Annotated in this window: 2 protein-coding genes; one reads left to right on the top strand and one right to left on the bottom strand. The window is 33.7% G+C overall.

What is annotated here, in order from left to right:
- On the top strand, positions 1 to 1,093 hold a 1,093-nt coding region (locus tag ABZA26_RS14135), incomplete at its 5' end, for an FGGY-family carbohydrate kinase (RefSeq protein ID WP_372715133.1).
- Positions 1,094 to 1,110: 17 nt separating this feature from the next.
- Here the strand turns inward: ABZA26_RS14135 and ABZA26_RS14140 are convergent.
- A partial coding sequence (locus tag ABZA26_RS14140; protein ID WP_372715134.1) for a TIM barrel protein occupies positions 1,111 to 1,864 on the bottom strand: 754 nt, incomplete at its 5' end.

Here is a 1,864-nt window from a genome sequence, read left to right on the forward strand (position 1 = left end):
ACATGAAAATGATGAAGTGCAATATGTTACAACTACTTCAGGTTATCTTGCCAACAGAATGACAGGTGAATTTAAGGATACTTGCAGTAATTTGGAAGTTTACTGGCCAATTGACAGAAAAACACTGGATTGGTCAACAGATGACAAAGTTATCAAAGAAAATGGATTAAAAAGAGATCAGTTGTTTTCAATAATAAAACCTGGAGAAAGCTATGGTTCTTTAAAAACTGAGTTGTGCGAAGAATTTGGTCTGAAAAAAGGAATTCAAGTTGTAGCAACTGGTAATGATAAATCTGTGGAAGTATTAGGTTCAGGTATCAACGATGATAAATCAATCATGATATCTCTTGGGACTTTTATATCTTCTATGCTTTTAAGAGAAGATTATTTCGAAGATGCCAAGAGTTTCTTTCCGACATTAGCCTGTGTTCCTTTTAAATATGTCTATGAATCCAAAGGAATAAGAAGGGGGATGTGGACTGTAAGTTGGTATAAAGACCTTCTCGGTGAAGAGGTAATCAAAAAATCTAAGGAATTAGGTATTTCTGAAGAAGAATATTTAAATCAGATGGGAGAAACTGTTCCTCCGGGAAGTGACGGTCTGATAACTTTGTTAGACTGGCTAAACGATTCAGATTATGAGTTCAGAAAAGGAGTTATGCTAGGTTTTGACCACAGGCATACAAGTGCTCACATATACCGTTCCATTCTAGAGGCTATTTCCTATAATATTAAAAATAATATATATGAGATGCTAGATGAAATAAAAGCAGAGGTCAATAATATTACTGTAATCGGTGGCGGCTCTAAGAGTAACTTAATGATGCAGATTATAGCTGATATGTTTGGTTTACCGGTTAAAAGAAATAAAGTAACAAGTGCCGCCTGTCTAGGTGCAGCAATATGCGCTGCTAAATATCTTGGTATCTATACTTCCTTTGATGAAGCAATGGAAAAAATGGTCAGGATCAAGGAAGTATTTGAACCAAATAAAAATCTTTATCTATTTTACGACGAAATAAATACCAAGATAATTAAAAATATAAGGAAACATACAGATGAAATTTTGAAGATAACACATTCAGTTTTTTAATCTAGAAAAGAATTTATTTAAATTTTTGTAAAAAAATCTACGACTTTTTTTACAGCTTTTTCCTTTCCTTTGGCTTCTATCTCTACGTCGAAAATGTCAAAATATTTTCTGAATTTTATTAGATCCTCGGTGGAAATATACTCTGAATGGGATTTATAGTTGTTTTTTTCATCTCCGGCAGGAGAACTTATGTGAGCCAGGGGAACCTTGTTTTTAGAAAGTTTTAATATCTTTTCTATATATTCTTCCACACCTTGAGGAGATGGCTTTATCCTGTTGTGATGAAAATCCAGACACGGTCTAATGCCGGTTTTCTCACAAATTTCTATAACATCCTCTATACCTACATTATGACAGTTTTCCAATAAAAGCTTGGCTTTTAATTTCTCATTTAAAAGTTTTGTATTTTTTATAAATCTTTCCTTGTAGTCTCCCTTTGCACTTCCCACATGGATGATAATGTCCTCTACTCCTAAAAACTCAGATATTTCATAGTGATGATTCAATATTTGGACAGAATTTAGGACAACGTCGCTGTTCTCACTATTTAATACGGTAAACTGATCTGGGTGCATGATTAGTCTTATGTTATTATCCTTTGCAAACTTTTTCAGAACTCTGAGCTTTTCTAAAATCCTGTCAAAACTCTTCCACTGCCAGAATTCATTGTAAGGTATAAGACTGCTAGAAACCCTAAACATACCCTGTCCGTAAGTTTTTACCCATTTCAGACATTCCAGGGTGTATTCTATATTATATAGTGCTGCTTCA

It is taken from the genome of Ilyobacter sp., assembly GCF_041583315.1.
Lineage (GTDB): Bacteria > Fusobacteriota > Fusobacteriia > Fusobacteriales > Fusobacteriaceae > Ilyobacter.